A 23,366-nucleotide genomic window follows, 5' to 3' on the forward strand; every position below is an offset into this window, starting at 1 on the left:
CTCGCGAGCTCTGAGATTGCTTTTGGTGTGGGCCGGGTTGTTCATCTTGGCGGGGTACCTTCGGTCATCAACTGTTCATCTGCGGGTCACCTTCGGTGCTCCGGCAGTGGGGTGATGTCCGGAGGGGGTCTGCGATGGCTTTACTGCGAGCGGCGGAGCGGCACTACGAGCGCAGCGAACACGACCACACGACGCCGATCGGCGTCCTTCACCAACTCGTCGTACGCTGGGGCGACGCCGACCGAACGACCTCGCGGCGCGCCTTCCGCCGCTGGTGTGACGGCGTCGCGTTCGTCGACGTACAGGCTAGGACCTTCGCCGACTACTGGACCGAGCAGAACTCGGTCGCCCTCGCCGGCGACGGCCCGCTGTGGATCGTGCTCGGCGACTCGACGGCGCAAGGCATCGGCGCCAGCTCGCCATTGCACGGGTACGTCGGTCAGACCCTGACGGCGTTGAACAGCAGGTCCCGTCGCCCGTGGCGCATCCTGAACCTCTCCCGCGCCGGCGCCCAGGCCGCCCATGTCCTCAACGACCAACTCCCGCTTCTCAAGAAGCTAGGCGCCGAACCGGACCTGGTCACCTGCGGCATCGGCAGCAACGACATCCTCGGCACGGTGCCGAAGAAGGTGCACAGCAACCTTCGCCAGTTGATCCGCCGCCTGCCGTCGTCGTCGGTCGTGATGGACCTGCTGCTGCCGGACAGATTCTGGACCGTCGGCGGCCTCTGCACCCCGTACGTCGCCGGCATCAACCGGACCATCCACTCGGCCGCCGCAGAACGCGGTCTCCCGGTAGCCGAACTCTCCCGCCACGTCCGCCCACCCTGGCGCGGCAAACTGGCTCCCGACCTCTTCCACCCCAACGACCACGGCTACCAGCAGCTGACGAACGCCCTCCTGGCCGCCCTCCCCGTCCCAGCCCCCCAGCACTAACCCACCCGAATGGGGTGCTTCGCTCCTGCTGTGGGGGTTACCCCGTCGGCATGCCACTGGGGTAACCCCCACAGCAGGAGCGAACCCCCACACCGGTGGGTTGAGCACACCGCGTCCGCCGGCGCGGTGGAGGGTCGTCAGGGGCGCTGGCGGCTTGCAAAGGGGGGATCGGACGAGGAACCCGCCAGCCGACCCACCTCGGGCAGGTCTGGGGTCCGGAATGCGGGGCGCCGGCCGGAGGAGCCTGGCCTGAGGAGTAGAGGTCAGGGGTGGGGTGGGGATTGGAGCATTACTTCTAGGCGGTTCAGGGACTTGGTGCTTTCTCGGCGGACTCCGATGGGGACCAGCGCGGCGCGGCCGGGGATTCGGACTCCGCCGGTCAGGGCTACCCGGGTTCCGCCGCCGGGCTCCGGGGCCGCGGCCATGCCGATCAGTAGGAAGCGGCTTTGGAGCCAGCACCAGCCGAAGCGGAACGTCCCTTGTAGGTAGGCTCGCATGCCCCAGCGACTGCGGACGAGCATCCGTAGCTGATCCTCGTTGCGTTCCATCCAGTCGATCGAGGTCATGTCGGTCTGGAACACGGCGAAGTCCCTTCCGTCGCCCCACATGAAATCCCACACTTGCGAAAGCGGAACGTCGAAGACGCGCTCGGTCACCGCGGCGCCTGGGATGCCGGCTGCGAGGACGCGCAACCGGCGTACGGTGTCGAGTTCTGCGGTCGGCCAATAGTCGGTCATGATCCCCACGCCTTCCGGAAGCTTGCCCGGGCTCGGTGCAGCCGGGACTTCGCCGTTCCTGCCGGTACCTCGAGCAGCGCCGCGGCATCCCGCTCGTCCAGCCCTTCGAGATCACGCAGCACCAGCAGCGCGCGATGCTCAGGAGACAACCTCGCCAAGGTGTCCCGTACGTCGACCGCCAACTGCGGATCGCCGCGAGCCGGCAGCTCGGCGAGATCGGCGGCCACCTGCCGCTCGTCCTGACGCGCTACCCGGACCGCCTCGCGCACCGCGATCGCGCGAACCCACCCGAAGAGCGCTGCCGGTTCCTTCAAGGTCTTCAGCGATCGGAAGACCGCGACCAGCGCTTCCTGGGTCGCATCCGGCCCGTTGCGCAAGGCGATCGGCCCGCAGATGCGCCCGACGTACGGCGTGAGCTGGTCGAGCAGGTCGTTCATCGCGAGCGTGTCACCACCCTGCGCCGCCCGCACGAGCCGCTCCGGTTCCTCGATCACGCCAGGAATTCTTCCAGCAACGCCGCGCCCCGGCTCACCGGCGCCGACTCCCCTTGATCGGGGAGATGCGCGACGTACCTCGCTTGAACCATTTGGCTTGGAGCAGGCTGACGTCTATCGCCAGGAGTGCCATGCAGGCGGGGGTGTAGAGGAACAGGTTGAGCCAGTAGAACGCAGTACCGGTGTCGGCGAAGGCCCAGAACAAGCCGAGAGTGGCTCGGGCTGCCAGGCCTGCGGCGAGGCCGGCTACTACGAGTCTGGCGACCGCGGACCGGTCGGACCGGAGTACCGCGAAGGCCAGCAGGAGGTGCAACGCTGCCAGGGGCAGCACTACCTGGGGAGCGAAGGACACCTCCGCGCCGAGGACCGCTCGGGAGAGTGATCGCTCGTCGGCCGCGGGCCAAGTTGCGCCCGTTGCCCAGTAGATGTGCACTGCCGCAAGCAGGATGTGCGCGCCGGCGGCGATTCTTCGAGACCGCATCCCGACCCCTCCTCAGATGTTTGTGGACATCCGGGAAGAGGAGCCGTTCGGCCGAAACGTTCCCTGCGTGACGCAGGTCTCAGGCTTCGGGGGTCTGCGGGCCGTCGGCCAGCAGGAGGTAGAGCGAGCGGCGGGCGTCGGTCAGGATCTTGGCTGCCGCCGCGCGCTGCTCCTCCGAGCCGCTGCGGGCGACCTGTCGAGTAGCGGAGTGCAGCTCCTCGAGAAGTCCACGCAGGTCGGTGGCGGGCTCATCGCTCGCGAAGTTGGCGAACGGGTCGATCGACGTCTCGCGACGCCCCTCGACATACTCGCGTCCCGCGTCGGTGAGCGTGACGAGCTTGCGGCCGGCTTCCGCGGTCACGGTGACCAGGCCCTCGTCTTCCAGTTGGTTGATGGTCGGGTAGATCGCGCCGGGGCTGGGGGTCCAGCGTCCGCCGCTACGGTCGGCGATGGCCTGCATCAGCTGGTAGCCGTGCATCGGCTCCTCGGTGAGCAGCATCAGGACGGCCGTTCGGACATCGCCGCGCGGGGCGCGACCGCGGCCTGAGCCACGTCCGGGGCCCCTGCCACCGCGTCCGCGGTGCATCGGCATGCCTTCTCCCATCCGCGGTCCACCGCGGCGGGGGTGACGATGACCGCGTCCGCGGCCTCTGAGTTCGTCTGTTGGGGTGTTCATAATATCCTCCTCGATATTCTTCATGACACTAACGATATATCGTTACCGTCTCCAACACAACCCCTTTGAAAAACTTCCCTCTCCCCTGAGGGCTGGGGAAGGCGTGAGCGAGGGACTTCCCTCTGCCCCAGGGGCAGGGTGTTCACTTCTCTGCATGGGCGGCGCACGAGACACAGCTGTTGAGCTGACGATCAGCGAGTTCGGGCGGCGGGCCGGGCTCTCGCACAAGGCACTTCGCCTGTACGACGTATCGGGGCTGCTCGCCCCGGCCAGGGTCGACCCGGTCAACGGCTTCCGCTTCTACTCACCGACCCAGCTCGAACGCGCCCGCCGGATCAGCGTGATGCGCCAACTCGGCATGCCGCTCGCCACGATCACCGAAGTACTGGCCGGCACCGACGCCGACAGCCTGATCCGACTGGACCGGTGGTGGGCCGCCGAGCAGGCGACCAATGACGCCCGCAAGGCGACGCTGGAGTATCTGCGCGACCGGCTGCTCCGGCCGACCAGCCCCGGGTTGCCGCCGCGCGCAGTACTGACTCGTGAGGTACCGGAGACCAAGATCGCGTCCATCCGCGCCGACGCGGACCAGCAGTCGCTGATCGGCGTGATCATCTCGTCGACGATGGAGATCCGCGCGCACCTCGGTCAGGCCGGAGCCGAGCTGACCGGCGGCTCGTGGGTGATCTACCACGGGGCGGTGACGCCGGAGAGCGAGGCGACCGTCGAGGTGTGCGTGCCGTTTACCGGGCTGGTCGATCCGGCCGGGCAGATCGCGATCCGGGTCGAGCCGCCGCATACCGAGGCCTACTGCACGATCACCAAGGACGAGTGCGCGTATCCACGGATCATGCTCGCCTACGACCTGGTCGTCGACTGGGTCCGGCGGACCGGCGTACCGACCATCGGCGCGCCCCGCGAGATCTACCACCCCAACTTCCCGACCGCCGCCGGACCGGACCTGGCCGTCGACATCGCCCAACCGATCGAAGGACAAGCTCGATGAACTACGCAGACCAGACTCCTTACAGCGACCCCGGCGAGTACGCGGCACTGTTCGACGCGCTGCCCTCCGACATCCCGGGGCTGACCGCGGTGATCCGCAACCTCGTCATCCACTACCGCGGCGGCGGCATCGAGTTCACCGGTGACCGCTACGAGGAGATCAACCATCGCTGGGTCTCGGCGATGCTGGCTACCGACCAGAAGCGGAACGGTACTGCGCTCGCCGTACCGCGGGAGCCGGTGGATCGCCTCGTCGGATGCTGCCGCGACTACACCTTGCTGACGGTCTCCGCCCTACGACACAAGGGGATTCCGGCGCGCAGCCGGATCGGGTTCGCGTCGTACTTCGCGGATGGGTTCAACCACGATCATGTCGTCGCGGAGTACTGGGACGGTGATCGCTGGGTGATGGTCGACGCGCAACTGGATCCGGCGGGCGACTTCGGCTTCGACCCGCGGGACATGGAGCCTGGGTGGTTCCGGTCGGCCGCTGAGGTGTGGCTGGGGTTCCGCGCCGGGACCTTGGATGGCGATGACTTCGGGGTGGATCCGTCGGCGCCGATTCGCGGTGGCTGGTTCATTCGCAACTATGTGTTCTTCCAGCTGGCGCATCTGCAAGGTGACGAACTGCTGCTGTGGGACGGCTGGGGCGCGCAGTCGGGTTCGCTCGACGGATCTGATCTCGAGCTGTCGGACGAGATCGCGACGCTGTTGGTTGCCTCTGACAACGGAGATGCCGCGGCCACCTCGGCACTGGCCGCTCGTTATGCCGAGGACCCGGAGCTACACCCGGGCGACCGGATCCTGCAGCTGTCCCCCGCCGGCCACCCGCCGGTGCCCGTCGACCTCAAGACGCGCGTGCCAGTTCCCTCCGCACCCCAGTGACCACGATCGCGCCGATCCACGTCCGGTGATCGTCGGGCTCACGGCGTGCGCGTCGGTTTGATCACCGTGATCGCCACCGCTGCGGGAGTGATCCACCTCCGGTGATCGTCGGGCTCAGGGCGTGCGCGTCGGTTTGATCACCGTGATCGCCACCGCTGCGCCATCCGTGATCCACGTCCGGTGATCGTCGGGCTCAGGGCGTGCGCGTTGGTCTGATCACCGTGATCGCTACCGCTGCGAGGGTGATGGCGATCGCGATCCAGGTCGTCGCGGGTGGGCGGTGGGCGCCGAAGGTGTCGAGGAGTACCGCGCCGAGTAGCTGACCCGCGATGCTGGTCAGGCCGAAGACGAGTACGCCGAGCCGGTGGACGACCGAGGTCGCGATAGCGATCACGCCGACGCCGACGAAGCCGCCGCAGTACAGCCAAAGTTCTGTCGGGAGCGACCCGGGCGTCTTGCCGCGCAGGAGGAACTCGATCGGCAGCGCGATGCAAAGGGTGCATCCGGCAACAACGAAGTTGACCAGCGCGGCGGCCCAGGGAAACCCGGCGACCGCGCCGACTCGTCCATTGAGGGCGGATTGCACAGACAGCCCAAGCCCGGCGACCGCAGGAAGCGCGAGCAACCACAGAGAACCGTTGCCGGTCAACCGATCATGACCGGCAACGGCCACCGCACTGACACCAGCGGCCGCACCGATCACCCGACGCGTGGTGATCGCGCGGATCCCACCCGGCCCAAGCCCCGCCCGATCCACAGCAAGGCTGCCGGCCGACGTACCGCCAACTACCGCAACAGTGAAAACCCCGACGCCGAGCGACCCGACGCTGACACCTTGACTCACGACATACAAGGCCCCCGCAACCCCACCCAAACACTGCCACCACCGAAGCCCCTGAACCCTTAGAGCCTCCCGAATCTGACGCATCGCCCGACGACCCACACGCGAACCAGGCACGATCGCGAGCAGCACCAAAATCCCGGTCCCGGTGGAGATCATCGAGCCAACGACCCCATCCCCAAGGCTCGCCCCAAGCCCGCCATTGAGCCGCGCCTGCACCGCCAACCCCACTCCCCCAACGGCCGCCAACCCCACCGCCGGCAACTCCCGAATCCCAACACCCGTCACCCGTCAGATCCTGCCACCCGCGACGCGATCTGCTTCAGTGGCGTACTTGATAGCGGATGTGAGTGTCGACCACGCGGAGGATGTCCAGCTCGATGCTGCTCGGGAGGACGTCGACCAGGCCCCTGCCGTTTCCGAACAGCACCGGTAGCTGGTGGATCTGAAGCTCATCGAGCACGCCGGCCTCCAACGCGCGTTGTGCGGTGCAGGCACCGTGAACGGTTACCCGCTTGCCGCCGACAGCCTCTTCGCGGGCGCCATCGCACTCGGCATCACCACCAATCGGCCAAACCTGTCCCGACCGACAGGTAGTGCACCACTTGTACGCCGTACGCGGGAGGTTGATTGCGCCTGAGTGCACTAGATGCCGCCAGCCATTACCTGTCCGTCGGGACAGACCTACCCCCTGGCGAACAGAACCGCCACAGCTTCCGCCGAGTGAGCGACGTAGAGCTCCCGACCGGGTGGGTGGGAGCTCAGCGCCAAGCGAGCGACGCAGGAGGGGGGTGAGGGGTGAGGCGCCAGCGTGAGGAAAACACGCGAGCCCCGCCTAGTGAGGTAGGCGGGGCTCGCGGTGGTGAGAACTCAGAACTCAGAACCTGCTGGGAGGTCCGGGGTTTCTGGGTCTTCGGGGTCCGACGGCCCCGCGGCGAGACCCAGCTCGGCCGGGCTCGCCAGCATCGCGTTCTTCGGAAGAACCCGGACCGTGTAACCGAACGGCCCGGTGCGGTCGAGTTTGAGTTCGCCCTCGAAGCGGTGCCGGTTGCCCTCGTACGTCTCCGCCAGCGACAGCGACACCCGAACGGGTTCGGTGATCTCGTCGTCCGAGTTCACCCGCCCGTGCAGCGCCTCGACGTCGATGTCGGAAGAAGTCAGATCCCCCAACGTCACATACGCGCGGATCCCGACCGTGGTGCCGAGCTGCGGCACATCACCAAGACCCTGCAGCTCCACATGGTCGACGCGGATCTGCGGCCACGCGGCCCGCACGCGCTTCTTCCACGCGGCCAGCTCGCGCGCTCCGTCGTACGTCGAGTTGAGCTCGCGCGACGAGTGCGCCGCCGGTACATAGAGCCGCTCGACGTAGTCGCGGACCATCCGGGTGGCGAGCACCTTCGGGCCGAGCTCCTTGATCGTGTGCCGGAGCATCTCGATCCAGCGACCCGGCACCTCACCGTCGTAGAACCGTGGCGCGACCTGCTTCTCGATCAGGTCGTACAAAGCATGCGCCTCGAGGTCATCGCGACGATCGGTGTCCTCGATCCCCTCAGCCGAAGGAATCGCCCAGCCGAACTCGTCGTCGTACCACTCGTCCCACCACCCGTCGCGGATGGACAGGTTGAGCGCACCGTTCAGCGCCGCCTTCATGCCCGACGTGCCACACGCCTCGTACGGCCGGAGCGGGTTGTTCAGCCAGACATCGCAGCCCGGGTACATCGGCTGCGCGAGCGCGATGTCGTAGTCGGGCACGAACACGATGCGGTGCCGGACCTCGGGGTCGTCGGCGAACCGAACCATCTCCTGGATCAGCTTCTTGCCACCCTCGTCGGCCGGGTGCGCCTTGCCCGCGATGACGATCTGGATCGGCCGCTGCGGGTGCAGCAGCATCGCCTTCAGCCGCGCGGGGTCACGCAGCATCAGCGTGAGCCGCTTGTACGACGGAACGCGGCGGGCGAAGCCCATCGTCAGTACGTCGGGGTCCAGGATCGAGTCGACCCATCCCAGCTCGGCTTCCGAAGCACCCCGGTTCACCCAGGACGCGCGGACGCGGGCCCGGGTGTCGTCGATGAAGCGCTGCCGAAGCATCCGCTTCGTCTCCCACAGCTGCGCGTCGGTGGTCTTGTCCAGACCCTCGAACATGCCCTCGGAGTCACCCTGGTCGGCATTCGCGTAGGTGAGCGCCGAGATCTCCCGGGCCACCCACGTCGGAGCGTGCACGCCGTTGGTGATCGACGTGATCGGCACGTCGGACGGGTCGAAGCTCGGCCACAGGCCGGCGAACATGCCCCGGCTGACGACACCGTGCAGCTTGGAGACACCGTTGGCGCGCTGGGCCAGTCGCAGCCCCATGATCGCCATGTTGAAGATGCTCGGGTCGCCGTTCTCGAAGTCCTCCGCGCCGAGCGCGAGGATCCGGTCGATCGGGACGCCTTCGCCGAACACGTCCGGCGAGAAGTGCTGCTGGATCAGCTCGACCGGGAACCGGTCGATACCGGCCGGGACCGGCGTGTGGGTGGTGAAGACGGTGCCACCGCGAGCGACCTCGAGCGCGGTGTCGAAGTCGAGGCTCTGGTCGGTGGCGAGCTCGCGGATCCGCTCGATGCCGAGGAAGCCGGCGTGACCCTCGTTGGTGTGGAACACCTCCGGCGCCGCGTGGCCGGTGATCCTGCAGTACGCCCGTACTGCGCGGACGCCGCCGACGCCGAGCAGGAGTTCCTGCAGCAGCCGGTGCTCGGTCGTACCGCCGTACAGCCGGTCGGTGACCTCGCGCTCGGCGGCCTCGTTCTCCTCGATGTCGGAGTCGAGCATCAGCAGCGGCACCCGGCCGACCTGGGCGACCCAGATCTGCGCGTGCAACTCGCGGCCGTCCGGCAGCGCGACCGTCACGACGGCAGGCGCGTCGCCGTCGCGGAGCAGGCTGATCGGCAGCCCGTCCGGGTCGACCAGCGGGTAGCGCTCCTGCTGCCAGCCCTCGCGGTTCAGCGACTGCACGAAGTACCCGTGCCGGTAGAGAAGGCCGACACCGATCAGCGGCACACCGAGGTCGCTGGCCGCCTTCAGGTGGTCACCGGCCAGGATGCCGAGACCACCGGAGTACTGCGGCAGCACGTGGGTGATGCCGAATTCCGGGGAGAAGTAGGCGACCGAGTTGACCGGCGTACCGGCCTCGGCCTGGAACCACCGCTCGTCGGTCACGTATCCGGTCAGGTCGGCCACAGCCAGCTCGAGCCGGCGCAGGAAGGCATGGTCGTTCGCCAGCTCGTCGAGCCGGGCCGCCGGGACCTCACCGAGGAGCCGGACCGGATCACCACCGGTGGACCGCCAAAGCTGGGGGTCGACAGCCTCGAACACATCTTGTGTCTCGGGGTGCCAGGCCCAGCGAAGGTTGTTCACCAGGGTGCCGAGACCGGTCAGCGGCTCGGGCAGGACAGGGCGGACGGAGAATCGTCGTATCGCTCGCACCGGGACACCGTACCGGCCCCGGACGGTCAGAACACCCTCGGGATGCATCAATCTTGCAACGCGAGCAAGATCTTGCAGGACCAGACCAGTTGCCCGGCATGACCGGCCGGTGAGACACAAGGTCCGAACTGTGATCACTGCCCGGACCGGGCGGTGGGGTGGGACCGCGTGTGAATGGTGCGTCGGACTATGGGGAACCGATAACGTCAGTGCTGTACTTCTCTGTCCCCGCTAGCCGGAAAGCGAAGGTTGGACAACTCCATGACTGGGCGCATCCCGATCACCGACGTCAGCCCGACCGTCGACGCCGGAGCGTATCCGGCCAAGTCGTCGGTCGGCGAGACATTCACCATCGCGGCCAACGTGTTCCGCGAAGGCCACGACGCGGTGAACGCGAACGTCGTACTGACCTCGCCGACGGGACAGACCAGACGGATGCTGATGGCCCCTGTCGGACAGGGCAGCGATCAGTGGACCGTCGACGTCACCCTGCAGGAGCAGGGCGCGTGGACGTTCGCGGTCGAGGGCTGGAGCGACCCGTACGGGACGTGGCGGCACAACGCCGAGATCAAGATCCCGGCCGGCATGGACGTCGACCTGATGTTCGCCGAGGGCGCCGCCTTCTTCGACCGGGCCGCGGCCGGTGTGCCGCCGGCGGTGCGCGTGGACCGCAGCACGTTGAGCGACGCCGCGCAGGCGCTGGCCAACGGATCGTTGCCGCCCGAGGCACGGTTGGCCGCCGGGATCTCGCCGCAGGTCCGCGCCGCGCTCGGGCGGTACCCGGTGCGCGAGCTGATCACGTCGTCGGAGACCTTCCCGGTCTGGGTCGACCGCCGGCTCGCGCTGTACGGCAGCTGGTACGAATTCTTCCCGCGCTCCGAAGGCGCGAAGTACGACGAAGGCACCGGGGAATGGCAGTCCGGCACCTTCCGTACTGCGGCGGAGCGGCTCGACGCCGTCGCCAAGATGGGGTTCGACGTCCTCTATGTCCCGCCGGTGCACCCGGTCGGCCAGTCGTACCGCAAGGGCCCGAACAACACGCTCGACCCGAAGCCGGGTGACCCGGGTTCGCCGTGGGCGATCGGGTCGGCCGACGGCGGGCACGACGCGATCCACCCGGAGCTCGGCACCTTCGAGGACTTCGACTACTTCGTCGGGCGTGCCCGCGAGCTCGGTCTCGAGGTGGCGATCGACTTCGCGCTGCAGGCCTCGCCGGACCACCCGTGGGTGACCGAGCACCCGAAGTGGTTCTCGGTCCGCGCCGACGGCTCGATCGCGTACGCCGAGAACCCGCCGAAGAAGTACCAGGACATCTACCCGATCAACTTCGACAACGATCCCGAGGGGATCTACGCCGAGGTCCTGAGGATCGTGAAGCTGTGGATCTCGCACGGCGTCACCGTGTTCCGGGTCGACAACCCGCACACCAAGCCGGTGAATTTCTGGGAATGGCTGCTCGGCGAGGTCCGCAAGACCGACCCGGACGTGATCTTCCTGTCCGAGGCCTTCACCCGGCGGCCGATGATGCAGGAGCTGGCGAAGGTCGGCTTCCACCAGTCCTACACCTACTTCACCTGGCGCAACGAGAAGTGGGAGCTGGAGGAGTACCTGCAGGAGCTGACCCAGGAGACCGGGCACTTCCTGCGGCCGAACTTCTTCGTGAACACGCCGGACATCCTGACGGCCTACCTGCAGTACGGCGGTCCGGGCGCGTTCAAGATCCGTGCCGCGATCGCCGCGACCTCCGCGCCCGCGTGGGGTGTGTACGCAGGCTTCGAGTTGTTCGAGCACGTCGCGCTCCGGCCGGGATCCGAGGAGTATCTGGACACCGAGAAGTTCCAGCTCCGGCCGCGCGACTGGGAGGCGGCTGCCGACGAGGGTCGCACGCTGGCGCCGTACATCACGCTGCTGAACAACATCCGCCGCCGGCACCCCGCGTTGCAGCAACTGCGCAACCTGAGCCTGCACAAGGTCGATGACGAGCAGATCATGTGCTACTCCAAGCGGATCACCGGCCCCGACGGGCACAGTGACACCGTCATCGTCGTGGTGAACACCGACCCGCACGCGGTCCGCGAGTCGATGGTCCACCTGGACATGGCCGCGCTCGGGATGCGTCCCGAGGACACCTTCACCGTGTACGACGAGATCAGCGGCGCCACCTGGCGCTGGGGTCAGCAGAACTACATCAAGCTCGACCCCAACGGCGAGCCCTGCCACATCCTCGCCGTCCGCCGCGGCCAAGCCTGAGGACACCGGTTGCGTCCGAAGAGGCGAGGGTCAGGCCCCACGGTTCTTCGGACACAAGCGGTCAGAGCGGGACGGTCTCCGGGTACTTCAAGCCCGTGCCGGTGTTCAAGGCCACGACCTGGTCGTCGGCCTTGATCCAGCCGGACTCACGGAGCTGCTTCACGGCGGCGAAGTTGGCGGCGCCTTCGGGGCAGATGAAGGAGCCTTCGAGCTCGGCGCAGCGGCGCTGAGCGGCGAGGATCTCCTCGTCGTCGACCGCGATCGCACAGCCGTCGGTCTCCGCGATCGCTCGCAGGACAAGGAAATCGCCGAGCGCCTTCGGCACGGTGATGCCGAAGGCAACGGTCTTCGCATCGACCCAGGGCTCGCTCTCGGGCAGGCCTTTCTCCCACGCCTGCACGATCGGCGCGCACCCGGTGGCCTGTACCGCGACCAGCCGCGGCATCGGACCCTCGACCCAGCCGAGCTCGGCCAGCTCCGCGAGCGCCTTCCAGATCCCGATCAGCCCGACGCCACCACCGGTCGGGTAGAGGATCACGTCCGGCAGCTTCCAGCCCAGCTGCTCCGCGATCTCCAGACCCATCGTCTTCTTGCCCTCGATCCGGTAGGGCTCCTTCAACGTCGACACGTCCTGGTAGCCCTCGCGGATCGCCAACTGCTCGCGGATCCACGCACCGGCATCACCGATCAACCCGTCGATCAGCTTCAGCTCGGCCCCGACGACCTTCACCTCGCGCCGGCAGATCTCGGGTGCCGCGATCGGCATCGCGATCAGCGCCTCCATCCCGGCCCGGGCCGCGTACGTCGCCCAGGCCGACCCGGCGTTCCCGTTCGTCGGCATCGCGATCTTCCGTACGCCGACCTCGAAGCCGCGCGAGACTCCGACCGCCGCACCGCGCGCCTTGAAGGTGCCGGTCGGGATCAGACCCTCGTCCTTCATCAGCAGGTCCGGTACGCCGAGCTCGCGCCCGTACCTCGGTAAGCCGAGCAGCGGGGTCATCCCCTCCCCCAGGCTGACCACGTTCGCCACGTCCCGGACCGGGAGCAGCTCGTGGTACCGCCAGAGATCGGGGCCGCGAGAGGCGACCTTTTCCTTGGTCAGGCCCGCACGCACCTCGTCGAGGTCGTAGCGGGCCAGTAGAGGCGAGCCGCAGTCGCAGAGCCCGATCACCTGATCGGGGTCGTAGACCAGACCGCACTTGGGACATTCGAGCTGACGCAAGGCTGAGAAGCGCACGATTTCAGAGGCTACCCCGCTACGAATCCGTTGCGTCCGAAGGAGTGAGGGTCCTGCCCCTCACTCCTTCGGACGCAACGGGATCAGCCGGCGCGCAACCCCGTAATCGAAGGACGTTGGTGATCCGTGAGCCGGAAGCCGGTACCCCGGACGGAGTCGATGGTGACCGTGGTGCCGAGTTCGTCGAGCTTGCGCCGCAGCCGCTTCACCAGCGAATGCACATCCGCCGTACCGCGCAGGTGCCGATTCCGCCAGACCGCTTGATGCAATGCCTCGTAGGTCCACGTCCGCAACGGCTCGATCGTCAACTGGAGCATCAGATCGTGCTCCAGATCGGTCAGCGGAACCTCCTGGTCCCGCCACTGCGCGACCGATCGGGCCGAATCGATGGTCAGTACGTCGGCCGGCCGCGGTATCCGCTCCGGCCCCGACCGGGCGACGGGTTCGACCACCGGCTCGGGCGGTTCGGGTTGCTCGGGAGGAACCGGCTGCTGCGCGGGCGTGAGCAGTTTGCGGAGTTCGTCCAGGCTGGAGACGAGCAGCAGCGGGGCCACGTCGTCGACCAGTTCGGCCAGCCGGACCCGCTCCTCCAGCGAGGCGGCCACGGCGATGAGCAAGGGGAACGGCTGCAGGACGGACTCGGTGAGATCGATCGCTCCGTCGTCAGCTCGGTTCCCTGGGGCGGGGACACGGGCGGTGACCATCCGGCTACGGTGTCAACCTCTGCCCTTAATCGTCAACGGATTGACAAATAATGGCGAGCTTTGCCTCGAAGCAGCCAACCGCTAGTGACATCTTGCTCACCAAGTGTGCTTGTTCCGGCGTTCTCGTGACACATAAGGTCCTCGGCAGGCTCGCTGCGTAACACGTCGCGACCTGGGGGGCACGGAGCGTTCGCAAAACCGGTTCACCACCCTGGACCCTGCGATGCCCTGCACCTGAAGCAAGTTGGCTCGGGGGCCGACTCGGGGAAGTACAAGTGAGGGGCTGCAGAGATGTCACATCAACGAAGAAGGGGACTCGCCAGGTCGCTGGTGAGTGCTCTGGCGGCGGTCGCCGTCGTCACGACGGGACTGGCCGCCGCCGGTTCCGCGCAGGCGGCACCACCCACCAAGCCCAGCGGAACGCCCGCACCGGCTGCCAAGATCAAGCCTGATCTTCTGTCGAAGCTGCAGGGCAACGACGCCAAGGAGGCGACCGACTTCTGGATCCGCTTCAGCGCCAAGGCCGACCTGGGCAAGGCCGGCGCCATCAGCGACTGGAACCAGCGCGGTACCGCGGTCGCCGCGGCGCTGAAGAAGGCCGCCACCGAGAGCCAGGCAGGAGTCAAGGCAGAACTGGACGCGGCGCACGCGTCGTACAAGACCTACTGGGCCACGAACGCGATCGTCGTCAAGGGCGGTTCGCTGGAGATGGCCCAGAGCCTGGCCGGGCACACCGAGGTCGAGGGGATCTACAACCCGGTCAAATATGAGATTCCGAAGACCACGGCCGGCACCAACGAGCGCCAGATCAACGCGGTCGAGTGGGGCATCGCGAACGTCAAGGCCGACCAGGTCTGGTCGCAGTACGGTGACAAGGGCGCCGGCATCACGGTGGCCAGCATCGACACCGGCGTCCAGTACGACCACCCGGCGCTGGTGAACCAGTACCGCGGCAACCTGGGCAACGGCCAGTTCGACCACAACTACAACTGGTTCGACGCGGCCGGCACCTCGCCGAACGCGCCGGCCGACGGCAACGGCCACGGCACCCACACGATGGGCACGATGGCCGGCGACGACGGCGCGGGCAACCAGGTCGGCGTCGCACCGGGCGTCAAGTGGATCGCGGCCAACGGCTGCTGCCCGAGCGACGACGCACTGATCAGCTCCGGTCAGTGGATGCTCGAGCCGACCAACCTCGCCGGCCAGAACCCGGACGCGAGCAAGCGGCCGAACGTCATCAACAACTCGTGGGGCAGCACGCTGCCGTCCAACGACCCGTTCATGGAGGACGTCACCAACGCCTGGACCGCGTCCGGCATCTTCGGTGTGTTCGCCAACGGCAACAGCGGTTCGGCGTGTAACAGCAGCGGCTCGCCGGGCAGCGAGGAGAGCACCTACTCCGCCGGCGCCTACGACATCAACAACAACATCGCCTCCTTCTCCGGCCGTGGCGCCGGACAGAACGGCGTCATCAAGCCGAACATCTCGGCACCGGGCGTCAACATCCGCTCCAGCCTGCCCGGCAACACCTACGGCTCCTTCAACGGCACCTCGATGGCCACCCCGCACCTCGCGGGCGTCATCGCGCTGCTGTGGTCGGGTGCACCGAGCCTGAAGGGCGACGTCGCGGCCACCCGCGCGCTGCTCGACAACACCGCGGTCGACAAGGCCGACGCCCAGTGTGGCGGCACCACGGACGACAACAACGTCTACGGTGAAGGCCGGCTCGACGCGCTCGCACTGCTGAACGCGGCCCCGGTCGGCGACACCGGCACCCTCAAGGGCAAGGTCACCGCAACCGGTGGCGCCGCCATCTCGGGCGCCTCGGTGAAGGTCAGCCAGACCGGTGCCCAGGACAAGGTCCTGACCACCTCGGCGGACGGCAGCTACAACGCCATCCTGCCGGCCGGTGACTACTCCCTCGCCGTGGCCGCCTTCGGCTACGTCGGCCAGAGCGGCACCGCGACTGTCGCGGTCAACACGACCACGACGAAGGATTTCACGCTCGCGTCCGCTCCGACGGTCAACGTCGGTGGCACCATCACGGACGGCTCCGGCCACGGCTGGCCGCTGTACGCGAAGGTGAGCGTCGAGGGTCCCGGTGGCGTCTTCGACTACACCACCCCGACCAACGGCCGGTACAGCCTCAAGGTGCCGTCCAGCGCGTCGTACTCGCTGAAGGTCGAGTCGCAGTACCCGGGCTACCAGACCGTCAGCCAGCCGATCACGGTCGGCGCGGGCAACGTCACCAAGAATGTCGCCGTCCCGGTTCGCGGCGACAGCTGCCTGACCGCACCCGGCTACCGCAACGGCTCGGACGGGGTCTACGAGACCTTCGACGGCACCGCGGCGCCGAGTGGCTGGACCGTCGTCGACAACAAGAACAACGGCCAGACCTGGAAGTTCACCGACGTCGGCAACCGCGGCAACCTGACCGGTGGCACCGGTGGCTTCGCGATCATCGACAGCGACAAGTACGGCTCCGGTCAGACCCAGGACACCTCCTTGGTCAGTCCGGTCGTCGACCTCAGCGCGGTCACCACTCCGGTGGTCCGCTTCAACCAGGACCTCAACTGGCTCAGTGGCGAGAAGGCCGATGTCGATCTGTCGATCGACGGTGGCGCCACCTGGACCACTCTGGTCACCCAGATCGCCGACGCCCGCGGTGTCAAGGAGATCGCGATCCCGCAGGCGGCCGGCAAGTCCGCGGTACAGGTTCGTTTCCACTACTGGGACGCCTCGTACGAGTGGTGGTGGGAGGTCGACAACGTCCTGATCGGCAGCACCGTCACCTGTGAGCCGACCGGCGGCGGTCTCGTCGTCGGCAACGTCAAGGACGCCAACACCGGCGGCTTCGTGAACGGCGCCGTCGTCACCCGTGACGACAAGCCGGCCGAGACCGCGACCACCGTCGCCACGCCGGAGGACACCGGTCTGGCCGACGGCTTCTACTGGCTGTACTCGTCGGACTCCGGCGCGCACGGCTTCACCGCCAAGGCCGGCAACTACGTCACCGCGAACCAGTCGGTCGACGTCGAAGCCGACTGGGTCACCCCGGCCGACTTCACGCTCGCGGCCGGCCGGATCAGTGTCACCCCGTCGGCGATCTCGGCCAACCTGAAGATGCCGGACGGCAAGGTCACCAAGTCGTTCACTGTCACCAACACCGGCGGCGCGCCGGTCGACCTGAAGTTCGGTGAGCGCGACGGTGGCTTCGTACTGCAGAACGCGAACGGCAGCACCACCACCAAGGCGCAGGTGCTGACCGGCACCGGTGCCCCGCTGCAGCGGCTGCAGGTGCCGACCTCGTTCGGCAGCAAACTGGCCGGCAAGACGAACGGCGCCGCCGCTCCGGTCAAGCCGCTCGCGGCCCCGTGGCAGAACATCGCCGACTACCCGGCGGTCGTGATGGACAACCGGACGGTCAACGTCGACGGCAAGATCTACTCCATTGCCGGTGGCAACGGATCGGCCTCGTCGGCGAACAACTACGGCTACGATCCGGCCACGTTGGCCTGGACCGCCATCGCCCCGCTGCCGGGTGCCCGCAACGCGGTCAGCGTCGGTGCTGTCGGTGGCAAGATCATCGCCAGCAGCGGCTGGGGCACCTCCGGTCCGGACGCCGCGACCTGGTCCTTCGACCCGGCCACGAACGCCTGGTCCGCAGTGGCCGCCAACCCGGCTCCCCGGGCGGCCGCAGGCACCGCTGTCCTCGACGGCAAGCTGTACGCCGTCGGTGGCTGCACCTCCGCCAACTGCACCCCGATGTCCAACTCGGTCGTCGCGTACGACGCGGCAGCCAACAGCTGGTCGACGGTTGCCAACTACCCGAAGTCGGTGGCGTTCCTGGCCTGCGGCGCGATCGACGGCAAGGTCTACTGCTCCGGCGGTAACGACGGAGCAGCGGCGCAGAAGGGCGGCTACGTCTTCGACCCGTCGGCCAACGCCTGGTCCCCGATCGCGGACGCTCCGGCCGACCACTGGGCCTCGTCCAACTCGGTTGCCGGCGGCAAGCTGATCGTCGTCGGCGGCGTCCAGGCCGGCGCCATCACCAACGCCGGTTTCGCCTACGACGCGGCCGCCAACACCTGGGCCGCCACGCCGAACGCCAACCAGCCGCGGTACCGCGGTGGCGCGGCGTGCGGCTTCTACAAGATCGGTGGTTCGTCCGGATCGTTCAACGCGACCGCCAGCAGCGAAGTACTGCCCGGTCTCGAGGACTGCTCCGAATCCTCCGCCGACGTCAGCTGGCTGACCGTCGACCGGACCGAGGCCACCTTGGCACCGGGCGAGAAGGTCGTCGTCAAGGTCGGCCTGAGCGCGACGGTCGACCAGCCGGGCACCTACACGGCCACGGTCACCATCGGCGAGAACACGCCGTACACCGTGAACCCGGTCGACGTGAAGATGAACGTCACGCCGCCGACCACCTGGAGCAAGCTGCTCGGCACCGTAACGGGTGTCAGCATCTCCGGCGTCACCGCTCCCCTGCCGGGCGCGACCGTCGAGGTCGACTCCTGGGCGTCGTCGTACACCTTCATCACCGACAAGGACGGCAACTACGCCTACTGGCTGGACCGTCGCAACAACCCGCTCACGCTGATCGCCGCCAAGGACGGCTACAAGCCCCAAACCCGCACCACGAAGTTGGTAGCCGGCACCCCGGTCATCGAGAACTTCGCTCTGAAGGCCACCAAGTAGTCCCGGCCCAGCACTCCCCCGGCCCCGCCCAGTTCTTCTGGGCGGGGCCGGTTTCTTGGTACTACGCGCCGCGGGCCTGGGCTGGTGGCGACGCGACGAGCTCGCTGGTAGCCGGCGCTGAGCCCGGGGACGGACTCCCAGCCAGGCAGTGGTTCTGGGGCCACCGATCGGTGACGCTCAATGGCACGATCTCTCACGGGAGTCGCGACCACTGCCCGGCTGGCGGTCCGCTCGGCTGGCGCTGAACTGGTGAGATCGCGGCCATCAGGGATCGGCTCTCCAGATATCCAGCGACGACTCGAGGCGGGTGGACAGGCGGGTGCGGGCGACGTCGCCGAGGTGGCCGAGGAAGTGGGGCCAGGAGAGCAGTAGGAGTTGGAGCTCGGCTGCCGTGGTCGCGCGGCGTAGCCGTGTGTCGTTCGGGATGCCACGGGCTTTGGCGTACGTCGTGAGCATCGTGTCTCGGGGTGGCGTCAGGCCGGCTGCTTCGGCGCGTTGCCAGAGGAGGGCTAGGTCTTCTGGGCCGTGGCCGGGGCCGGTCTCCTGCCAGTCGATCCAGACGAAGTCGCCGGCTGGGTCGACCAGGAGGTTGCCCAGGTGGAAGTCGCCGTGACACAGGCAGGTGGGCAGCTCCGCGAGCGCGGAGTCCATTCGCGGTAGGTCCGCCAAGACGTCCGCTACGTCATGGCCAAGCTCTGCCCAGATCTGGGCAGAGCGAGCAAGCGAGCCAGGTCGGGGGATGTGCGTTGGGGGCACGAGGGCGTGACAGGTGGTGGGGGCTAGCAGGTGGCCGAGTTGGATTGCGAGGGTTTTCCAGTCGGCTGTGGAGAAGCGGGCTGCGTCCGCCGGCGTACCGGCTGATTTGAGGAGTAGGCAGTGGTCGGCTTCGGCGATCAAGGTCGGCAGGCGTACTGGTAGCAGTGCGGCGAGATCGCGGTAGACGATCAGCTCGCGGTTGGCCTGCTCAGGGTTTCGATTGACCTTCAGGACGAATTCGTCGCCCTGGCTGGTTTTCAGTTGGTACACGGCCGATCCGGATGCACCGCCGGCAAGCGTGCGCACCTCTACCAACTCGCCGTACTCCGTGCGTCTCAACGAGCCCCAACACCGATCAGCCTCCGCGTCACTCATCCCCCACACCTACCAGCGCCCACCGACAGCGCGTGAGGTCAGGCGGGGAGGAGGTGGAAGCCGACGCCTCGTACTGCGTGGATGGTGACGGCGGCGCCTAGTTCGGTGAGTTTTTGACGGAGGCGTTTGACCACCGAGTGGATGTGCGAGCCGTGGCCGAGGTGTTCGTTGCCCCAAACGGCCAGATGGAGGCGTTGGTAGGTCCAGACGCGGCCGGGTTCGGTGACCAGGCAGTGCAGGAAGTCATGCTCCAGCCGGGTCAGGGAGATCTCCCGGTCCTTCCAGCGGACGACCCGCCGATGTACGTCGAGGCTGAGCTCCTCCACCGCAGCAGGAGCCCCGAGCACGACCTGCTCTCCCACCGGAGCCGTCGTACGCGACAGAGCCTCGCGAGAAGCCTGCACTCCGACCGGCCCACCAACTAGAGAGCCGAGCAGGGCTGGGCGGAGGTCGGGGGTGGGTGAGGACGCGGGCAGGGGTACTGACTCGATCTGAGCCGTGACGGTGCCGCGGGGTGCTGCGGCTACTAATGCGGGAGTAAGTACTACGGGAGTGGTCTCGGCCGCCGTCGTCAGGTCGAGGAAGGCTCTGGCCTGTTCGGCACTGGAGACCAGTAGCAGCGAGTCGGCGTCGGCGAGCAGGCGGGCGAGGTTCACCCGCTCGGCTGTGGACGTGGCCACGCCGATGATCAAGGACGAGTCCGGCAGCCTCTCCATGGAGCCCCTCCTGTCAACGCTTGCCGGGTCGGGCGAAGGGACCAGTACGGCCAACCGCGAAGGTTAAGTCAAGGGATTTCCTGCGCACCGACGTGGCACATCTGCGCCCTGTCCGACACAGGACAGCGGCGGGCCCGATCGGTCTACGTAGCGCCACGGAAAGGGCCTTCCCCGTCGCACACAGTCGCACCACCTCCTAACGTCCGAAGAAGCGCAGCGCAGGTCCCTCCGCTTCTTCGGACGCAAGAGGCGAGCGGGGGCGCGTGGCGGGGCGTCCGGAACCTGCTGCCGGACGGGGCAGGAGGTTCCGGACGCCGGGGAATCGGCTTCCGGATCAGCCGATGGTCTTGACCGCGGTGATCAGCGCACCGGCGGTGGTGTCCCCGGACGGCTCCCAGAAGAAGGCGCCGCCGAGACCCTGGTTGTTCGCGTACGTCATCTTGTTGCGGATCGTCGCCGGGGTGTCGTACCCCCACCACTGCCCGTTGCAGAACGCGTACGCCGTACCGCCGACCGTCCCGTTCGATGGGCAACGGGTGGAGATCAGCTTGTAGTCCTCGATCCCGGCCTCGTACTTACCGGGCGCCGCACCGGTCGCACGCCCACCGGGAGCGGCCTGCGTGACCCCGCTCCAGCCGCGGCCGTAGAAGCCGATGCCGAGCAGGATCTTCGACGACGGGATGCCCCTCGTCTTGAGCTTCTGGATCGCCGCGTCGCTGTAGAAACCGGCGGTCGGGATCCCGGAGTACGAGGTCAGCGGCGAGTGCGGTGCGGTCGGGCCCTGTGCCGCGAAGGCGCCGAAGTAGTCGTACGTCATTGGCATGATCCAGTCGAGCTTCTGCGCCGCGGTGGCGTAGTTGGTCGCGTCGATCTTGCCGCCGCTGGTGCCGTCGGCCGTGATCGCCGCCGTGACGAGCGCGGACGAGCCGAAGCGGTTCCGGAGTGCCGTGATGATGTTGTTGAAGGCGTTCGGGCCGGAGGTGTCGCAGCTCAGGCCGCAGGCGTTCGGGTACTCCCAGTCGATGTCGATGCCGTCGAAGACATCGGCCCAGCGCGGGTCCTTGATCAGGCTGTAGCAGGAGTCGGCGAACGCCGTCGGGTTCTGCGCGGCCTGGGTGAAGCCGCCCGACCAGGTCCAGCCGCCGAACGACCAGACCACCTTGATGTTCGGGAACTGCTTCTTGAGCTTGCGCAACTGGTTGAAGTTGCCGCGCAGCGCACCGGTGTCCCAGGTGTCGGCGACGCCGTCGACGGAGCCGGCCGCGTCGTAGTACTTGTCGTACGCCGCGTAGGCGTCACCCATCGTGCAGCGGCCGCCGGTGGTGTTGCCGAAGGCGTAGACGATGTTGGTCAGCTTCGCGGCGGAACCGCTCGTCTTGACGTTCTTCACGTGGTAGTTGCGGTCGTAGACACCCCACTCGGTGAAGTAGCCGACGACCTTCTTGCCGGCCGCGACGGCATTGCCGTCCTGCTGGCCGACGACATCCTGCTGAGGCCGTACTACGGGCGCCTGCGCCGCGGTGGGCACGGCCGTCTCGCGTGGTTCGGCAGCGACGGCGGCCGGGACGGCACCTGCGCCGAGCAGCGCGATCGTGGCCAGAAAAGTTGGTACGGGGCGGATTCTCATCTGTTCCTCCTGGGGGGCGGAGAGGGACTGAGCGCACCCTATCGAGTACAAGGAGTTAATAAAAGAAGAAACCGAAATAAAAATGACCACGCGATCACTCCCCCGGACGCGGCGGCGCCGGCAGCGGGGTCGGTGATGGCCGATGTCGAGGGGTGGGCGGGCGTGCGCGCGAGGCGCGGTACGGAGTAATCTCTGCGCGCACGGTCTGCATGACCGCAGTCGACGGAGGAACAGTGCCCGGAGCCTCGGACGAGAACCGGTCCGATCCCATTCCGGCAGTCGCGACGAGTACCGGACTCGCCCGCCGACGGCCTGGTTTCGTCTGGCTGCTCGCGGCCGTACTCGTCCCCGCGATACTCGCGGCCGTCCTGCTCGTGACGAGGACCGGCCCCACCGAGGACGACCTGCGCGACCGCTCGCTGGCCGCTCTGCAAGCCCAGGGAATCAACGGGGTTCAGGTCACCATGGACGGCCGGGACGCGACCGTCGTGGTACCGGCCGGTGCTGACGCGCAGCAGGCTCGTGACGTGGTCGCAAGGGTCGACGGCGTCCGCGCCGCCACCACGACCGGCGGCACCCTCGACACTGCCAGCGGCACCGCGACGACCACCGAGACCCCGGCCGCGACGCCCGGCGATGCTCCCGGCACGACACCCAGCGAGACCACGGCCGACTCCAGCGCGACGGTGGCTCCGACGCCTCAGGTCACCGAGGGCAACATCGCGCCGTTCAGTCTGAACCGGACGGACACGTCGTTCACCGTCACTGTCGCGGTCCAGGACCAGGCGACCAAGGACACGATCGTCGCCGAGGTGAAGTCGCTGCTCAAGGATGGCAGCGATTTCGACGACAAGATCACCGTCGACCCAAGCTCGGGCCTCTCGAACGCGACGGCAGTGACCGCCCTCCTCCGCGCTCTCTCCACTGCGACCGGCGACGCCTCGGTCAGCTACGACGGCTCGACCGTGAAGCTGACCGGCCGGGTCACCGACCAGGCGACAAAGGCGACGGCCGCACGCGCCGCGGCGACGGCAGTGCCGGGTGCGGTCATCGCGAACCAGCTAACCGTCCCGCAGATCGCGAAGCCGCCGATCAGCGAGGCCCTGCCAGACCTTCGAGGCGCGGCTGGCCCAGCTCGCCACCCAGAACAAGATCGTCTTCCTGTCCGGGACCGCGATCGTGAACGACGCGTCCCGTCCGTCCGTACTGCGGGCTGCCGCGTTGCTGAAGAGCTGTGACACCGCCAGGGTCGAGGTCGCCGGATACACCGACAATCTCGGCAGTACGGCGACCAGCCTGCCGTTGTCGCAGCAGCGAGCCGACGCGGTGAAGGCGGCACTGGTCCGGCTCGGCGTACCGGCCGATCGCATCACCAGCCGCGGCTACGGCGAATCCCACCCGATCGCCTCGAACAGCACCGGCGCCGGCCGCGTCGCCAACCGCCGCGTCGAACTCCGCGTCCCCTAGCCGACAGG

General features: G+C 67.8%; 19 protein-coding genes. 7 read left to right on the forward strand and 12 right to left on the reverse strand.

Translation table 11 applies throughout. The features are described 5' to 3' along the window. The first annotated feature begins 134 nt into the window (after window positions 1-134). Window positions 135-935, forward strand: a complete 801-nt coding sequence (locus F1D05_RS07055; RefSeq protein ID WP_185446534.1) for an SGNH/GDSL hydrolase family protein — start codon at window positions 135-137, stop codon at window positions 933-935. 263 nt (window positions 936-1,198) lie between these two features. On the opposite strand, the gene F1D05_RS07060 is transcribed toward F1D05_RS07055, so the two are convergent. The 4 genes from F1D05_RS07060 to F1D05_RS07075 all read right to left on the reverse strand — a co-directional run bounded on the left by F1D05_RS07060 (window position 1,199) and on the right by F1D05_RS07075 (window position 3,146). Next, the gene (locus F1D05_RS07060) at window positions 1,199-1,672 is read right to left on the reverse strand and encodes a hypothetical protein (protein WP_185446535.1); all 474 of its coding nucleotides are present in this window, start codon (window positions 1,670-1,672) and stop codon (window positions 1,199-1,201) included. Continuing rightward, window positions 1,669-2,166: an RNA polymerase sigma factor gene (locus tag F1D05_RS07065; protein WP_246486485.1), complete on the reverse strand. Its 498-nt coding sequence runs from the start codon at window positions 2,164-2,166 to the stop codon at window positions 1,669-1,671. The genes F1D05_RS07060 and F1D05_RS07065 overlap by 4 nt, the downstream gene beginning before the upstream one ends. 34 nt (window positions 2,167-2,200) lie before the next feature. After that, window positions 2,201-2,647, reverse strand: a complete 447-nt coding sequence (locus F1D05_RS07070; RefSeq protein WP_185446536.1) for a DUF3995 domain-containing protein — start codon at window positions 2,645-2,647, stop codon at window positions 2,201-2,203. Window positions 2,648-2,726: 79 nt separating this feature from the next. Continuing rightward, entirely contained in the window at window positions 2,727-3,146 is a 420-nt protein-coding gene (locus tag F1D05_RS07075) for a PadR family transcriptional regulator (protein WP_206686105.1), read from the reverse strand. A gap of 331 nt (window positions 3,147-3,477) precedes the next feature. Here F1D05_RS07075 and F1D05_RS07080 point away from each other — a divergent pair, with 331 nt between their 5' ends. Beyond that, entirely contained in the window at window positions 3,478-4,329 is an 852-nt protein-coding gene (locus tag F1D05_RS07080; protein WP_185446538.1) for a MerR family transcriptional regulator, read from the forward strand. Continuing rightward, window positions 4,326-5,213, forward strand: coding sequence for a transglutaminase-like domain-containing protein (locus F1D05_RS07085; protein ID WP_185446539.1), 888 nt, complete (start codon window positions 4,326-4,328; stop codon window positions 5,211-5,213). The genes F1D05_RS07080 and F1D05_RS07085 overlap by 4 nt, the downstream gene beginning before the upstream one ends. 193 nt (window positions 5,214-5,406) lie before the next feature. Here the strand turns inward: F1D05_RS07085 and F1D05_RS07090 are convergent, their stop codons facing one another. The 3 genes from F1D05_RS07090 to glgP form a co-directional block, all read right to left on the reverse strand. Continuing rightward, window positions 5,407-6,342 (reverse strand): DMT family transporter, encoded by a 936-nt coding sequence (locus F1D05_RS07090; RefSeq protein WP_185446540.1) that lies wholly within the window; start codon window positions 6,340-6,342, stop codon window positions 5,407-5,409. Between the two features lie 34 nt (window positions 6,343-6,376). After that, complete coding sequence (locus F1D05_RS41865) at window positions 6,377-6,700, reverse strand: dihydrofolate reductase family protein (protein WP_281388920.1); 324 nt, start codon at window positions 6,698-6,700, stop codon at window positions 6,377-6,379. A gap of 224 nt (window positions 6,701-6,924) precedes the next feature. After that, the gene (gene glgP / locus F1D05_RS07100) at window positions 6,925-9,522 is read right to left on the reverse strand and encodes an alpha-glucan family phosphorylase (protein ID WP_185446541.1); all 2,598 of its coding nucleotides are present in this window, start codon (window positions 9,520-9,522) and stop codon (window positions 6,925-6,927) included. A gap of 261 nt (window positions 9,523-9,783) precedes the next feature. Here glgP and F1D05_RS07105 point away from each other — a divergent pair, with 261 nt between their 5' ends. After that, window positions 9,784-11,772 carry an alpha-1,4-glucan--maltose-1-phosphate maltosyltransferase gene (locus tag F1D05_RS07105; RefSeq protein ID WP_185446542.1) on the forward strand — a complete coding sequence of 663 codons (1,989 nt, stop codon included), beginning with the start codon at window positions 9,784-9,786 and terminating at the stop codon, window positions 11,770-11,772. Between the two features lie 61 nt (window positions 11,773-11,833). Here the strand turns inward: F1D05_RS07105 and F1D05_RS07110 are convergent, their stop codons facing one another. Beyond that, complete coding sequence (locus F1D05_RS07110) at window positions 11,834-13,009, reverse strand: threonine synthase (protein ID WP_185446543.1); 1,176 nt, start codon at window positions 13,007-13,009, stop codon at window positions 11,834-11,836. Window positions 13,010-13,092: 83 nt separating this feature from the next. Beyond that, window positions 13,093-13,713: a winged helix-turn-helix domain-containing protein gene (locus F1D05_RS07115; protein ID WP_185446544.1), complete on the reverse strand. Its 621-nt coding sequence runs from the start codon at window positions 13,711-13,713 to the stop codon at window positions 13,093-13,095. A gap of 330 nt (window positions 13,714-14,043) precedes the next feature. Between F1D05_RS07115 and F1D05_RS07120 the strand changes: the two genes are divergently transcribed. After that, the gene (locus F1D05_RS07120) at window positions 14,044-18,417 is read left to right on the forward strand and encodes a S8 family serine peptidase (RefSeq protein ID WP_246486487.1); all 4,374 of its coding nucleotides are present in this window, start codon (window positions 14,044-14,046) and stop codon (window positions 18,415-18,417) included. A 264-nt stretch (window positions 18,418-18,681) separates the two neighbouring features. Here the strand turns inward: F1D05_RS07120 and F1D05_RS07125 are convergent, their stop codons facing one another. From F1D05_RS07125 to F1D05_RS07135, 3 genes are all read right to left on the reverse strand, one after another. Continuing rightward, window positions 18,682-19,548, reverse strand: coding sequence for a phosphotransferase family protein (locus tag F1D05_RS07125; protein ID WP_185446546.1), 867 nt, complete (start codon window positions 19,546-19,548; stop codon window positions 18,682-18,684). A gap of 38 nt (window positions 19,549-19,586) precedes the next feature. Beyond that, window positions 19,587-20,264 (reverse strand): winged helix-turn-helix domain-containing protein, encoded by a 678-nt coding sequence (locus F1D05_RS07130; protein ID WP_185446547.1) that lies wholly within the window; start codon window positions 20,262-20,264, stop codon window positions 19,587-19,589. Between the two features lie 334 nt (window positions 20,265-20,598). Next, window positions 20,599-21,891, reverse strand: coding sequence for a glycoside hydrolase family 18 protein (locus tag F1D05_RS07135; protein WP_185446548.1), 1,293 nt, complete (start codon window positions 21,889-21,891; stop codon window positions 20,599-20,601). A gap of 233 nt (window positions 21,892-22,124) precedes the next feature. Between F1D05_RS07135 and F1D05_RS07140 the strand changes: the two genes are divergently transcribed. Together F1D05_RS07140 and F1D05_RS39860 are read left to right on the forward strand one after the other, a co-directional pair. Then, window positions 22,125-23,129: a hypothetical protein gene (locus F1D05_RS07140; protein WP_246486488.1), complete on the forward strand. Its 1,005-nt coding sequence runs from the start codon at window positions 22,125-22,127 to the stop codon at window positions 23,127-23,129. Further along, entirely contained in the window at window positions 23,071-23,358 is a 288-nt protein-coding gene (locus F1D05_RS39860; protein WP_246486489.1) for an OmpA family protein, read from the forward strand. Before F1D05_RS07140 ends, F1D05_RS39860 begins: the two co-directional genes overlap by 59 nt. The last annotated feature ends 8 nt before the right edge of the window (window positions 23,359-23,366 follow it).

Origin of the sequence: Kribbella qitaiheensis, assembly GCF_014217565.1 — a bacterium.
Classification (GTDB): domain Bacteria; phylum Actinomycetota; class Actinomycetes; order Propionibacteriales; family Kribbellaceae; genus Kribbella; species Kribbella qitaiheensis_A.